Genomic DNA, 12666 nt, shown 5'->3' with positions numbered 1-12666 from the left:
TGCGGTCAGCACGGCCGCCGCGACCCGCGCGAGTTGACGCCGTCTGCGGTTTCCGGCGGCGGTGGCGACGGATGCCGTCAACGGCCGCCGCCCGGCCGGCTACACCGGGCGCATCGGCAGCGCGCGGCCGGACAGGCCGCGCGGGCCGGCGACGGCCGCGGCGAGCTCGCGCACCGCGGCGGACGCGGCGTCGTCGGGGTGGGCGACGACGGCCGGGATGCCGGCATCGGCGTCCTGGCGCAGGGCGGGGCTCAGGGGGATCGAGGCCAGCAGCGGCACGTCGTCGCCGAGGGCGGCGGCGACGTCCGCTCCGCCACCGGCGCCGAAGAGGTCGAGGACGGTCCCGTCGGGCAGGGTGAGGGGCGCCATGTTCTCGACGACGCCGATGACGCGCTGGCCGGTCTGCCGGGCGACCAGGCCGCTGCGGACCGCGACGTCGGCGGCCGCCGCCTGCGGCGTCGTGACGACGAGGACGTCGGCGTGGGGGAGCAGCTGGCCAACCGAGATGGCGACGTCGCCGGTGCCCGGCGGCATGTCCAGCAGCAGCACGTCGAGGTCGCCGAAGTAGACGTCGGTGAGGAACTGCTGCACCGTCCGGTGCAGCATCGGCCCCCGCCACGCGACGGCTCCGAGCGGCCCGTCGCCGTCGCGGCGCTGCAGGAACATCCCGATCGAGATGGTCTTCACGCCGTGCGCGACCGGCGGCAGCATCAGGTCGTCGATGCGGGTGGGCTGCGGCACCGCGCCGTCGGGTCCGACGAGGCCCAGCAGCGCCGGGATCGAGAACCCGTGGACGTCGGCGTCGATGAGCCCGACGGCGAGGCCCCGCTCGGCGAGGGCGACGGCGAGGTTCGCGGTGACGGTGGACTTGCCCACGCCGCCCTTGCCGCTGGTGACGGCGATGATGCGCGTGAGCGTGTCGGGGCCGAACGGCATCTCGCGCGCGGCGCGCCCGTCACGGAGCTTCTCGGTGAGCGCCCGCCGCTCGTCGGGGGTCATCACCCCGACGCTCAGTTCGACGTCCGAGATCCCCTCGACGGATGCCGCGGCCGCGGTGACCTCTCGCGAGATGCGGTCCGATGCCGGGCAGCCGACGATCGTGAGGGCGATGCCCACGTGGGCGACGCCGTCCTCGACGTCGATGTCGCGCAGCATGTCGAGGTCGGCGAGTGGGCGCCGCAGCTCGGGGTCCGTCACCGCGCCCACCGCGGAGCGGACCCGATCGGCCAGGCTCACGGTGCGGGCCTCCGCGGCGGCTCGCCGCCGCCGGCGGCGGGCGCGGCATCCGGGTCGGCGTCGATCGTCTCGAGCAGCTGCTTGAGCTCGCCGCGCAGCACGTCCTTGGTGATGACGTCGCTGCGGTACTCGCTGATCGCCATGCGCAGGGCCACGATCTCGCGGGCGAGGTACTCGGTGTCGGCGAGGTTGCGCTCGGCGCGCTGGCGGTCCTGCTCGATCTGCACGCGGTCGCGGTCGTCCTGACGGTTCTGCGCGAGCAGGATGAGGGGGGCGGCGTACGACGCCTGCAGCGACAGCACCAGCGTCAGGGCGGTGAAGCCGAACTCCTGCGAGTCGAAGCGCCACGCCGCCGGCGCGAGGGTGTTCCACGCGATCCAGCCGGCGCAGAACAGCGTCAGCCCCAGCAGGAACGCCGGGGTTCCCATGTTGCGCGCGATCCATTCGGTGAAGCGCCCGAACCGGTCGCGCGAGGGCTGCGGGGGCCGCGGCGCGAGCACGCCCCCGCGGCCTCGGGGGGCGTCCAGCGCGGCGACGCGGGTCTTGCGGCGCGCCATCAGCGCACCCCCTGTCGTCCGGAGCGCGCCGCCGCGGCGGGGCGGGGCTCGGCATCCTGCGAGCGCCAGTCGTCGGGCAGCAGGTAGTCCAGCACGTCGTCGACCGACACCGCCCCGACGAGGCGGTGGGCCTGGTCGATGACCGGCACCGAGACGAGGTCGTAGCTGGCCAGCAGGCGCGCGACCTCGGCGGCGCTGGCGGTGACCGCGAGCGGTTCGACGCTGTCGTCGATGATCGCCCCGATGCGCTCGTGCGGCGGATAGCGCAGCATCCGCTGGAAGTGCACGGTGCCGAGCAGGCGCCCGGTGGGGGTCTCGTAGGGCGGCAGCGTCACGAACACCGAGGCGGCGAGGGCCGGATGCAGTTCGTGGCGGCGGATGAGGGCGAGCGCTTCGGCGACCGTGGCGTCCGCCGGCAGGATGATGGGCTCGCTCGTCATGAGGCCGCCCGCGGTGTCTGGGCCGTACTTCAGCAGCTCGCGGACGTCTTCGGCCTCTTCGGGCTCCATGAGCTCCAGCAGCTGCTCCAGACGCCCTTCGGGGAGCTGCCCGAGCAGGTCCGCGGCGTCGTCGGGCTCCATGGCGTCGAGGATGTCGGCGGCGCGCTCGTCGCCGAGCTGTTCGAGGATGTGGATCTGCTCGTCCTCGGGCATCTCTTCGAGGGCGTCGGCCAGCCGGTCGTCGGGCAGCTCTTCGGCGACCTCGAGCAGGCGCTCCTCGGGCAGGTCCAGCAGCGTGTTGGCGAGGTCGGCGGGCTTGAGCTCGGAGTAGGTGGCCACCAGCTGCTCGGCCGACTGCGCCTCGCCGGGGGTCTGCTGCTCGCGGACGTCTGCCCACGAGGCGAACGTGGTCGGCCCCTTCGCGAACGGCGAGGCGCTGGTCTTGGGCCGCCGCAGGAACAGCTGCCCCACATCCCATTCGCCCAGCCGGTTGCGCTCGATGGCGACGTCCTCGATGACGGCGTGACCCGACCCGTCGCGCAGGAACACCTTGCGCCCGAGCATCTCGGCCATGACGCGCACCTCGCCGCCGCGCTGCTCGAACCGGCGCACGTTGATGAGGCCGGTCGTGATGACCTGGCCGGTGGCGATGGAGGTCACCCGTCCGATCGAGAGGAAGACGTGGCGGCGGCCGGGGATCTCGACGACGAGTCCGACCACGCGCGGGGGATCGTCCTTGCGGTAGATCACGACGACGTCGCGGACCTTGCCCACGCGGTCGCCGGACGGGTCGAAGACCGTGCAGCCGGTCAGGCGCGCGACGAAAACCCTCTGCGTGCTCACCCACCCAGCGTAGACCGGGGAGCGTGGGAGGATGGGGAGCATGAGCATGATGGGGGCACGCTTCCCGCAGGGCAAGGACGAGGTCGGGCAGACCGTCGCCGGCTACCCGACATACGAGGGCGCGCAGAAGGCGGTGTCCGCGCTCATCGCCGGCGACGTCCCCGCCCGCGACATCGCCATCGTCGGCCAGGGGCTGCGTTCCATCGAGCGCGTGACGGGGCGCCTCGGCTACGCCTCGGCCGCGCGCTCCGGCGCGGTCAACGGCCTGCTGCTGGGCATGCTGTTCTCGGCGATCCTGGTCCTCGGCTCGCCGACGGTGCCCATCCAGGCGTTCGTGGGCGTGCTGTTCGTCGGCATCGCTATCGGGATGCTGATGAGCCTGGTCACCTACACGATCGTCCGTCGTCGCCGCGACTTCGCCTCGATCACCCAGGTGGCCGCCGATCACTACGAGGTCACCGTGTCGGCCGCGAACCTGCACCGCGCCCGCGAGATCCTCGGGACCGCCGCCCCCGCGGCGCCCGAGCCCGCGACCCGCCCGGCCGTTCCCGCCGAGCCGCCGCGGTACGGCGAGCGGGTCGAGCCCGAGGCGCCCGCGCCTCGGCCCGACTCCGACGGCCCCGCCGCCCCGTGACCTGTCGCCGTGACCTGCGGTGACCGGTCGCTCGTGAGCGAGCTCCACCCGGTGAGCGAGCCCCGGCCGTGAGCGCCCCCGATGCCTCGAGTGTCGCGGTGCCGCTTCCCTCGGGCGAGGTCCGCGTGCCGGTCCTCGTCGAGCACGCCCCGCAGCCGTGGGCGCTCGTGGTGCTGGCCCACGGCGCCGGCGCCGGTCACGAGCACCCCTTCCTCGCCGGATTGGCAGGGGGACTGCGCAGCGAGGGCGTCTCGACCGTGCGCTTCGACTTCCCGTACCGCGCCGCCGGCAGACGGATGCCGGGACCGGCCGCCCACGCGGTCCGCACGTGGCGGGCGGTGGCCGACGCGGTGGCCGTTCCGGCCGGCGTCCCGTGGTTCGCCGCCGGGAAGTCCTACGGCGGGCGGATGGCGTCGATGGCCGCGGCCGCGGGCGAGATCGCCCCGGCCGGTCTGGTCTACCTCGGGTATCCGCTGCATCCGCCGGGCCGCCCCGACAAGATCCGGGCGGCGCACCTGCCCGACGTCGTCACGCCGCAGCTGTTCGTCGAAGGCACCCGCGACCCGTTCGTCGACCCCCACGAGCAGCTCGTCGACGCCGTCGCGACGTGCCGGGACGCCGGCATCCGCTGGATCGCCGACGCCGGCCATTCGTTCGAGGTCGCAGGTCGCCGTCGCCCCGCCGACGAGATCGGCGCGAGGCTCGCGCCGATCGTCGCGGAGTGGGTGCGCGCCCACGTATGAGGCCCGCGGCGCGGCTCAGCGCCCGGCGGCGTAGCCCTGCATGCCCCGCGGATTCGCTGCCGCCCACACCTGCCCGCGCGCGCGGTCGATCCCCACGGCCGACAGCCGGCCGAGGCGCCAGTCGCCGGCGCGCACGACGTCGTGGCCGCGGCGCTGCAGGCCCGCGATGACGTCCTCGCCCAGCCGGTCCTCGACGACGACGCCCGCGGGCTCCCACGTGCGGGGCCAGAACGAGTCCACGAGCGCCGTGGTGTGCACGGTCGGGGCGTCCACCGCCTGCTGTGCGGTGTACCCGCCGGCGAGCATCCGCAGCAGCATCGGCAGCTGCCACTGATCCTGCTGATCCCCGCCGGGGGTGCCGAGCGCCATGACGGCCGCCCCGTCCTGCAGGACGAGGGTGGGGCTGAGGGTCGTCCTCGGCCGCGCGCCGGGGCGGAGCGCCGACGGCGATCCCTCGTCCAGCCACGTCATCTGCAGCCGCGTGCCCAGGCAGAAGCCGAGCTCGGGGATCACCGGCGAGGACTGCAGCCAGCCGCCGGAGGGTGTCACCGCGACGATGTTGCCCCAGCGGTCGACGACGTCGATGTGGCATGTGTCGCCGCGCGTGTCCCCGGCCTTGGACACCGTCGGCTCGCCCGCCCCCGCGAAGGCGACGGCGTCGTCGGCGCTGCGCCGCAACGGCGGGCGGAAGGTCGCGCGTCCCGGCAGGTCCGCGGGGCGCCACTGGTGCGAGGCAGAGTCGGTCAGCTGCGCGCGCCGCGCTTCGATGACGTCGTCCGCCAGCAGCCGGGCGACGTCGAAATCCTCGCCGAAGTGGGCATCGCGATCGGCGAGGACGAGCTTCAGCGTCTCGATGAGGGTGTGCGCACCGCGTTCGGTCGACGCGTCCAGCTCCTCGTCCGACAGCGGCTCGAGGATCCGCAGCGCCTCGAGCAGCAGCGGACCCTGGCACCACGCGCCCGCCTTGGCGACGACGTGGCCGCGGAAGGTCGTCGTGGCGGCGTGCTCGTACCCGGCGCGGAAGGCCGCGAAGTCCTCGGCCGTGATCACCCCGGCGTGATCGGTGCCCGACGAATGACGGTGCGGGATGCCGGCGGCCGCGGCGGCCGAGTGGGCGACGAGCCCCGTCGCCCACTCCATGCGCGCCGCCTCGATGCGGCCCGCGCGGTCGGGCGCCTCGAGGCCCGCGCCGATCAGGCCCTCGAGAACGGCGGCGTAGGCGGGGTTGCGGTGCAGGTCGCCGGGGGCGGGGACGTCGCCGTCCGGCAGCCACAGGTCCGCGGACGCGGGCCAGTGGTGGCGGAACAGATCCGCGACCCGTTCGATCGTCGCCACCGTCGTCGGCAGGAGCGGGGCGCCGTCGCGCGCGTAGCCGATGGCCGGAGCCAGCACCTCGGCCAGCTCGAGGGTGCCGTGGTCGCGCAGCAGCAGCAGCCACGCGTCCACCGCGCCGGGCACGGCGGCGGCCAGGGCCCCCGCGCCGGGGACGAGATCCAGGCCCTCGGCGCGGAAGTGCGCGATCGTCGCGCCCGCCGGCGCCGGGCCCTGTCCCATGAGGACCACAGGTGTGCCGGGGTCGGCGGCGGTGGCGAAGACGCCGACGAGGTCGCCGCCGGGCCCGTTCAGGTGCGGCTCGACCACGTGCAGGACGAAGCCCCCCGCCACCGCGGCGTCGAAGGCGTTGCCACCGCGCTCGAGCATGGCCTGCGCGGCGGCGGTGGCGATCCAGTGCGTCGAGGCGGCCATGCCGAACGTGCCGGTCAGGGTCGGGCGCGTCGTGAAGGACGCGGGCGGCGTGAACGTCACGACAGCCGGGCTATCCAGGCTTCGACCTCGTCGGCGGTCCGCGGGATGCCGGCCGAGAGGTTCACCGGGCCGTCGGCGGTCATGAGGATGTCGTCCTCGATGCGCACGCCGATGCCGCGGTACTCCTCGGGGACGGTGAGGTCGTCGATCTGGAAGTACAGTCCCGGCTCGATCGTGAACACCATGCCCGGCTCGAGCAGCCCGTCGTAGTACATCTCGCGCCTCGCCTGCGCGCAGTCGTGGACGTCGATGCCGAGGTGGTGGCTCGTGCCGTGCACCATGTAGCGGCGGTGGTGGCCGCCGCGATCGGCGTCCAGCGCCTCTTCGGCGGTGACCGGCAGCAGACCCCACTCGGCGACGCGCGCGGCGATGACCTGCATGGCGGCGTCGTGGATCGTGCGGAAGGGCACGCCGACCCGCGCCGCGGCCAGCGCGGCGTCGGCCGCCTCGCGGACCGTCTCGTACACGCGCCGCTGCACGTCGGTGAAGCGGCCGCTGACCGGCAGCGTGCGGGTGATGTCGGCGGTGTGCAGGCTGTCGACCTCGACGCCGGCGTCGATGAGGATGAGGTCGCCGGGGACGACCGCGCCGTCGTTGCGGGTCCAGTGCAGGTAGCAGGCGTGCGGGCCCGAGGCGGCGATCGTGTCGTAGCCGACGGTGTTGCCGTCGCTGCGGGCGCGGGTGTGGAACACGCCCTCGACGATGCGCTCGCCGCGGGGGTGGGCGATGACGCGGTCGAGGTCGCGCACGACGTCGTCGAAGCCTGCGGCGGTCGCCTTGACGGCCCGGCGCATCTGGGCGATCTCGTAGTCGTCCTTGACGAGGCGCAGCTCGGACACCACGCGCGTGAGTTCGGCGTCCTCGTCGACGACGAGATCGTCGTCGCCCGCGGCGAAGCGGTCGAGGTGGGCGGTGGCGATGCCGAGGTCGGCTGCGACACCGTCGAGCGAGGGGCGGGGCCCGATCCAGAATTCGCCGATCGCGGCGTTGGAGTAGAACTCGGAGCTCGTGCGGTCGGCGCGCTCGCGGAAGTACAGGGTCACGTCGTGCCCGCCCTCGCGCGGCTCGAAGACGAGCACAGCGCCGGGCTCGGCGTCCGCGGCCCACCCGGTCAGGTGCGCGAAGGCCGAGTGCGCGCGGAAGGGGTAGTCGGTGTCGTTGCTGCGCTGCTTCGCGCTGCCGGCGGGGACGACCAGGCGCGCCCCGGGGAAGCGCGCCGAGACGGCGCGGCGTCGCGCGGCGGCGTAGGGGGCCTGCTCGCGCTGCGGGGGGAGGGCGTCGGGCCGTTCGGCCCAGCCGGTCGAGATCGTGTCGAGGAAGCCCTGCCCGTACGGCTGACGCCGGTTGGTGGAGGTCGTCGGGCGCTCCGAGGTGGACTGCGCGATCGTGTCGCCATCGCCTGTGGTGGTCATCCGACCAGTCTCGCATGCACCGCCGACGGGCGGCCGGGGGCCCGCCCGCTCAGCCGACGGGCTCGAGCTGGACGATCAGCGGACGGTGGTCGCTGCCGGAGCCGTCGAGCGAGCGCAGCACCAGCGAGCCGGTCGGCTTCCAGTGCGTCGAGGCCATGATGTGGTCGATCGGGGCGCCGGCGAGGGCCGGCAGCTCCGTGGTCCACGTCCCCACCGCGCCGTTGCCGGTCTCGGAGGCCGCGTCGTGGCAGAGTCCCAGCGTGCCGCCGTCGACACCGAGCCCGGTCATGTGGTCGAGGGTGGCGTTGAAGTCGCCGGCGAGGATGACGTTCTCGTCGGCGCACTGGTCCGCGAGCCACTGCAGGTCGCTGCGCCAGTAGGACATGTACGCCTGCCGCGGGGCGACCGCGTGCGCGGCGACGACGATCGGCCCGTCGCCGTCGGTCGGCATGGCCACGGCGCTGGGCACGGTCGAGGTGTTGGAGGATCCGTCGGCGGAAGCCTCGATGACCGCGTAGTCGCCGAGGTCGGGAGAGATGAGCAGCGTCGTGGATCCGGCATCCCACTGGGTCGAGGGATAGTCGGCGTAGTGCGCCCACATGGGGCTGCCGAGGTCGCGCATCGCGATGGCGACCCGCTCGCCGGTCTCGATCGTGGTCTCGGGCAGGGTGACGATGTCGGCGTCCATCGCCACGGCGATGCGGGCGACGGTGTCGGGCGAGGTCGCCTCGCCCGCGGTGTTCCACGTCATGACCCGGATGCTGGAATCGGTCTTGGCCGGCAGGCTCTCGGTGCCGAGTCCCCGGGTGGCCATCACGACGGTGTTGCCGGCGGCGGCGACCCCCGCGATCACGGCGAGGATCAGCGCGAAGGTGCGCACCGGGCGGATGAGGGACAGCAGCAGCGCGAGGACCGCGGCGGCGGCGAAGACGGCGACCAGGACTCCGCGGAACGACACCAGCTGCGCGATCGGCCACAGCTGCTCGACGCGGAACATGCCCGGGAGGGTCAGCACTGCGGCTCCGAACGCGCAGACCACGGCCGTGAGGGCCCCCAGCAGGCGAAGCACGACCGCGACTCTATGACAGCAGGCTGGGAGATCGGTCAGCGGACATGCCGCAGCGCGCATGTCCGCCCGTGCCCGCCGGCGCGCAGCGGCGATACGCTCGGATCATGCAGGCATCGCGTCGCTTCCAGGGGCCGAGCGACCTGCACCTGCACTCGACGCACTCGGACGGCACCGAGGCCCCCGCGCAGGTGATGGCCGCCGCGCACCGCCACGGCCTGCGCACGGTCGCCCTCACCGACCACGACACCACCGGCGGCTGGGCGGAGGCGGCCGAGGCGGCGACGTCCCTGGGGATGACGCTGATCCCCGGCATGGAGCTGTCGGCGCGCCACGAGTGGCGCAGCGTCCATGTCCTGGCGTACCTCATCGACCCCGACCACGCGGGACTGCGCGCGATGACCGAGCGCATCCGCTCGTCGCGGCTGGACCGGGCGCGGCTCATGGCCGACCGCATCGCGCGGGACTACGACCTCGGGTGGGAGGACATCCTCGCCCAGACCAGCGACGGGGCGACGGTCGGCCGTCCGCACATCGCCGATGCGCTCATCGCCCGGGGACTGGTACAGGACCGCGCCGAGGCGTTCTCGGGCATCCTCAGCCCGCGCGGGGACTACTACGTCGCGCTGTACGCGCCGGATCCGGTGACGGCGGTCGAACTCGTCGTCGCCGCGGGGGGAGTGCCGATCATCGCCCACCCGGCAGGCCGGGCCGGCCTCATGCCCGAGCCCTTGACCGAGCGGATGGTGTCGGCCGGCCTCGCCGGCTTCGAACTGGGTCACCGCGAGAACCTCGCGCCCGCGCGCCGGGTGCTCGCCGACCTCTGCCGCGAGCGGGACCTGATCGTCACCGGCTCCAGCGACTACCACGGGCTCGGCAAGCCCAACCAGCCGGGTGAGAACACCACCGCCGACGACATGGTCGAGCGACTGCTGGCCAGGGGGACGGGAAGCGCTCCCGTCCACCCCTGAGCGGCAGCCCGGCCTCAGGCGGCCGGCGTGCTGCGGGGACCGCGGCGCCGGCGCCGGCGGGGAGCCGGGCGGCCGTCGTGGTGCTCCTTGCCGCCGCCGTCGTGCGTGCCCGCGCCGTCGGGCGCGTCCGCGGGAGCAGCGGCGCCGTGCTCGGCGGGCACCTGCGCGGCGCCGTTCGACCGGCGCCGGCGGCGGCGCCGGGGGGCGCCCTCTGCGCCCTCGGCGCGGGGCTCCCGGTCGGCCCGGCCGCCGGCATCCGTCGTCTTGTCCGCCTGCGTGCGCGGCGCCGTGGCGATCCGGCCCTTGGTGCCGGCGGGGATGTCGAGGTCGGTGTACAGGTGCGGGCTGGAGGAGTAGGTCTCGACCGGCTCGGGCTGCCCGAACTCCAGCGCCCGGTTGATGAGCGCCCACTTGTGCAGGTCGTCCCAGTCCACGAACGTGACGGCGATACCGGTTTTGCCGGCGCGGCCGGTGCGGCCGGCGCGGTGCAGGTAGGTCTTCTCGTCGTCGGGGATCGTGTGGTTGATGACGTGGGTGACGTCGTTGACGTCGATGCCGCGCGCGGCGACGTCGGTGGCGATGAGCACGTCGCGCTTGCCGGCCTTGAAGGCGGCCATCGAGCGCTCGCGCGACTCCTGGCTCATGTCGCCGTGCACCGCCGCGGCGTTGAAGCCGCGGTCGCCGAGCTCGTCGACGAGCTTCTGGGCGGCGCGCTTGGTGCGCGTGAAGATCACGCTCTTGCCGCGACCCTCGGCCTGCAGGATGCGGGCGATCACCTCGTCCTTGTCCAGCGCGTGGGCGCGGTAGACGAGGTGGCGGATGTTGGCCTGGGTCAGTCCCTCGTCCGGGTCGCTGGCGCGCATGTGGATGGGGTTGGACATGAAGCGGCGCGCGAGGGCGACGATGGGGCCGGGCATGGTCGCCGAGAACAGCTGCGTGTGGCGGACGGCGGGGACCTTCGAGAAGATCTTCTCGATGTCGGCGAGGAAGCCGAGGTCGAGCATCTTGTCGGCCTCGTCCAGGACCACCTCGGTCGCCTCCGAGAGGTCGAGCAGGCGCTGGTTGCTGAGGTCGATCAGGCGGCCGGGCGTGCCGACCACGATCTGGGCGCCGGCCTTGAGCTGGTCGATCTGGCCCTCGTAGGCCTTGCCGCCGTAGATGGCCACGACGCTCGTGGAGCGGTTCGAGGTCAGCATGTCCATGTCCTCGTAGACCTGGACGGCCAGCTCGCGCGTGGGGACCACGATGAGGGCCTTCACGCCCGGCGCCGGGTCGAGCCCGAGGCGCTGGACGACGGGGATGCCGAAGCCGAAGGTCTTGCCGGTGCCGGTCTTGGCCTGGCCGATGATGTCCTGCCCGGGAAGGCCCAGCGGGATGGTCTGCTCCTGAATCGGGAACGCGTCCACGATGCCCTTGGCGGCGAGGGCGTCGACGATGTCCTGGTCCACGCCGAGTTCGGCGAAGGTCGTCACGATATGTACCTGTTCGAAGTGAGGCGGCGAGGGGCCGCGAGTCGGTCCACGCCCTCACTGTTCCGCAGGCGCGGGGTCCCGGTCCGACGCCGGGACGCGTTCCAGGATACCCGGCCGTAGGCTAGGGGCCGTGGTGAGGTGGTTCTGGCAGCGCCGTGCGCGTCGTGATCGGTCCCTGACCCTGCGCTCCCGCGGGGACTTCGGCGACGCCCAGCGCGTGGACTTCGAGGAGCTCGCGCCGGACATCGACACCTTCCTCGGCCAGGCGGCGTACCTGCAGCTGGGCTTCTTCGAGACGCTCAGCGAGCTGATCGCCTCGACGCCCGAGCTCGCGCAGAAGGAGTCGCTCTCGCGGGCGGCCGGCGCCGCCCTCACCAAGCACGAGGAGCTGGTGGCGCTCATCCGCGAGCGGGGCGACGACCCCACGGCGCTGATGCTGCCATTCCGTGAGCCCCTGGACGCCTTCCGCCGTGCGACCCACGGCGTCCGTCCGCACGAGACGATGCTGTCGGTGCACATCATCGCCGGGATGCTCGACGACTTCTACCTGGCGCTCGCCGCGAGCTACGGGGACACCGGGCGGCGGGTGGAGCGCATCCTGCGCGCCGACGACGACCGTCAGGCGATCGTCGACATCATCCAGGACACGATCGCCAGCGACGCCGAATGGCGCTCGCTCCTGGCGATGTGGGGCAGGCGGCTGGTCGGAGACACGCTGCTCATCGCGCGCGCGGCCCTTCGCCCGGGTCAGCTGCGGGTGGCCGACGAGGCGAAGGTCGAGCCGGTGTTCACCGAGCTGATGGCGGCGCACTCGCGCCGGATGGACGCGATGGGGCTCGCCGCCTGAGGCGGCCGGCGGCTCAGCCGATGCCGAGCCGCGCCATCTCGCGGGCGTCGTGCGCGCCCCGCGCGCGGGACAGCACGACGATCGCCGGATAGGTGACCGCCGCGGGCACCACGATCGCGGCGAGCCACGGCCAGGGGGTGTCGATGCCGACCCCCGACCAGGTGAGGATCCCCCACGCCGCTCCCGCGGCTACGGCGCCGATCATCGGCGCCAGCACCACGCCGCGCGAGGCGCGGTCCGCGACGAGGAAGTGCACCCCGGCGCCGATGGCGGCGCCGGCGATGAAGGCCAGCAGGATCTGCATGTCGGTCAGGCGACGAAGCCGACGCGGCGCGATTCCTCGGTGCCGAGCTCGACGTAGGCCAGGCCCGTGGTCGGCACGATGTAGGAGTTGCCCTTCGCGTCGGCGAAGGTGACGTGGCTGGCGCCGGCGTCGAGGGCGTCGGCGATCGACTTCTTCACCGCCGCCGCGGGCTCGTTCGTCTCGAAGCTGAGCTCGCGTCCGGTGTTCGCGATGCCGATGCGGATCTCCACGTGACTGCCTTTCTCGCGCTGTGTCGCCGGTGCCCGGCGCATGGCAACTCTACGACACGGCCCGCCCGGCACCGGCCGGGCCGGCGCACGCTGTCGGCGAACGAG

At 73.6% G+C, this 12666-nt stretch carries 13 protein-coding genes; 4 read left to right on the top strand and 9 right to left on the bottom strand.

Features of this window, described 5'->3' with window-relative positions; genetic code table 11:
* Positions 1 to 99 precede the first annotated feature (99 nt).
* Genes ACYVF4_RS02640 through ACYVF4_RS02630 form a run of 3 tightly spaced genes read right to left on the bottom strand, consistent with a single transcriptional unit; the run spans position 100 to position 3076 of the window.
* Positions 100 to 1236 carry an Mrp/NBP35 family ATP-binding protein gene (locus tag ACYVF4_RS02640; RefSeq protein ID WP_460719455.1) on the bottom strand — a complete coding sequence of 379 codons (1137 nt, stop codon included), beginning with the start codon at positions 1234 to 1236 and terminating at the stop codon, positions 100 to 102.
* Entirely contained in the window at positions 1233 to 1793 is a 561-nt protein-coding gene (locus tag ACYVF4_RS02635) for a DUF1003 domain-containing protein (RefSeq protein WP_460719453.1), read from the bottom strand. The genes ACYVF4_RS02640 and ACYVF4_RS02635 overlap by 4 nt, the downstream gene beginning before the upstream one ends.
* Positions 1793 to 3076 carry a magnesium transporter MgtE N-terminal domain-containing protein gene (locus tag ACYVF4_RS02630; RefSeq protein WP_460719451.1) on the bottom strand — a complete coding sequence of 428 codons (1284 nt, stop codon included), beginning with the start codon at positions 3074 to 3076 and terminating at the stop codon, positions 1793 to 1795. The genes ACYVF4_RS02635 and ACYVF4_RS02630 overlap by 1 nt, the downstream gene beginning before the upstream one ends.
* A gap of 40 nt (positions 3077 to 3116) precedes the next feature.
* Here ACYVF4_RS02630 and ACYVF4_RS02625 point away from each other — a divergent pair, with 40 nt between their 5' ends.
* The gene (locus ACYVF4_RS02625) at positions 3117 to 3710 is read left to right on the top strand and encodes a YflT domain-containing protein (protein WP_460719449.1); all 594 of its coding nucleotides are present in this window, start codon (positions 3117 to 3119) and stop codon (positions 3708 to 3710) included.
* A 98-nt stretch (positions 3711 to 3808) separates the two neighbouring features.
* Positions 3809 to 4453 carry an alpha/beta hydrolase family protein gene (locus tag ACYVF4_RS02620; RefSeq protein WP_460719447.1) on the top strand — a complete coding sequence of 215 codons (645 nt, stop codon included), beginning with the start codon at positions 3809 to 3811 and terminating at the stop codon, positions 4451 to 4453.
* Between the two features lie 15 nt (positions 4454 to 4468).
* Here the strand turns inward: ACYVF4_RS02620 and ACYVF4_RS02615 are convergent, their stop codons facing one another.
* Genes ACYVF4_RS02615 through ACYVF4_RS02605 form a run of 3 tightly spaced genes read right to left on the bottom strand, consistent with a single transcriptional unit; the run spans position 4469 to position 8740 of the window.
* Entirely contained in the window at positions 4469 to 6259 is a 1791-nt protein-coding gene (locus ACYVF4_RS02615; protein WP_460719445.1) for a gamma-glutamyltransferase family protein, read from the bottom strand.
* On the bottom strand, positions 6256 to 7671 hold the full coding sequence (locus ACYVF4_RS02610; protein WP_460719443.1) for an aminopeptidase P family protein: 1416 nt from the start codon (positions 7669 to 7671) through the stop codon (positions 6256 to 6258). The genes ACYVF4_RS02615 and ACYVF4_RS02610 overlap by 4 nt, the downstream gene beginning before the upstream one ends.
* Positions 7672 to 7720: 49 nt before the next feature.
* Entirely contained in the window at positions 7721 to 8740 is a 1020-nt protein-coding gene (locus ACYVF4_RS02605) for an endonuclease/exonuclease/phosphatase family protein (protein ID WP_460719441.1), read from the bottom strand.
* 104 nt (positions 8741 to 8844) lie between these two features.
* On the opposite strand from ACYVF4_RS02605, the gene ACYVF4_RS02600 reads away from it, so the two are divergent.
* A complete protein-coding gene (locus ACYVF4_RS02600; RefSeq protein ID WP_460719439.1) occupies positions 8845 to 9708 on the top strand; it encodes a PHP domain-containing protein in 864 nt (287 codons plus the stop codon).
* 14 nt (positions 9709 to 9722) lie between these two features.
* Here ACYVF4_RS02600 and ACYVF4_RS02595 read toward each other — a convergent pair whose 3' ends face one another.
* A complete protein-coding gene (locus ACYVF4_RS02595) occupies positions 9723 to 11180 on the bottom strand; it encodes a DEAD/DEAH box helicase (RefSeq protein ID WP_460719437.1) in 1458 nt (485 codons plus the stop codon).
* 130 nt (positions 11181 to 11310) lie between these two features.
* Here ACYVF4_RS02595 and ACYVF4_RS02590 point away from each other — a divergent pair, with 130 nt between their 5' ends.
* Positions 11311 to 12027, top strand: coding sequence for a ferritin-like fold-containing protein (locus tag ACYVF4_RS02590; RefSeq protein ID WP_460719435.1), 717 nt, complete (start codon positions 11311 to 11313; stop codon positions 12025 to 12027).
* Positions 12028 to 12040: 13 nt separating this feature from the next.
* Here ACYVF4_RS02590 and ACYVF4_RS02585 read toward each other — a convergent pair whose 3' ends face one another.
* Together ACYVF4_RS02585 and ACYVF4_RS02580 are read right to left on the bottom strand one after the other, a co-directional pair.
* A complete protein-coding gene (locus ACYVF4_RS02585; protein ID WP_460719433.1) occupies positions 12041 to 12331 on the bottom strand; it encodes a hypothetical protein in 291 nt (96 codons plus the stop codon).
* A gap of 5 nt (positions 12332 to 12336) precedes the next feature.
* Entirely contained in the window at positions 12337 to 12561 is a 225-nt protein-coding gene (locus tag ACYVF4_RS02580; RefSeq protein WP_460719432.1) for a DUF3107 domain-containing protein, read from the bottom strand.
* Between the last annotated feature and the right edge of the window lie 105 nt (positions 12562 to 12666).

It is taken from the genome of Microbacterium aureliae, from assembly GCF_054780155.1.
The sequence above is the reverse complement of the archived record's forward strand: the minus strand, read 5'-3'. Positions and strand labels throughout refer to the sequence as shown.